Source organism: Enterococcus raffinosus (assembly GCF_018917525.1).
In the GTDB taxonomy this organism is placed as follows: domain Bacteria; phylum Bacillota; class Bacilli; order Lactobacillales; family Enterococcaceae; genus Enterococcus_A; species Enterococcus_A raffinosus_A.
On sequence record NZ_JAHLOS010000107.1, the window covers coordinates 1 to 584 of the forward strand.

1 pseudogene is annotated in these 584 nt (G+C 44.9%); it reads left to right on the forward strand.

The window, feature by feature from the left end:
• Nucleotides 1–21 precede the first annotated feature (21 nt).
• Nucleotides 22–584, forward strand: a pseudogene (locus KQI58_RS22505) (hypothetical protein); the annotation flags it as partial.

The following is a 584-nucleotide window of genomic DNA, read 5'->3' on the forward strand; positions in this document are numbered from 1 at the left end:
CTTGTGCGGAGCTTTTTCTGCATGGGTGTATTTGCGGAGTTGATCCAGGATTTGATTCAAGAAGTGTATTTATCAGCCGAACCAACCGCTGTCATGCGGCGATATTTGCCATATTTTGAGGATTACTTCACCGCGGATGAATGGAAAACAGTGGTAAATCGACTGTTTGGCACGCATTCGAACTACCTTGCGCAAACGGAAGAAGCGCGTTTGAATAAAAGCTATTTAGAACAAACCGGGACACTCGATAATCGGATCGAGGGTCTTGTTTATCGTGTCGAAGCGATCTTTGAGGATACTGTTGGGAAAAAACACAAGCTGACGATTCGCGAGACGGACGCAACGTTTGATGAAGCACAAACGATTCAAGTGTTGAAGATATTAACAACTTTGAGTATTTTTGACACAGCCGCTGTGCGGAAATATGCGACCTATGTGAGCTATCAAACTTCAGGGAAAGTCATTGCGACTGCCCATAATTCCCGTCAAAAAACCAAAACACCAGCAGAGGAAACTGAACCAAGCGCTGCCGAACAATCCCCAGAAAAAGAAAAAACTCCGAAAAAAGCGATAGCTGCGACTGC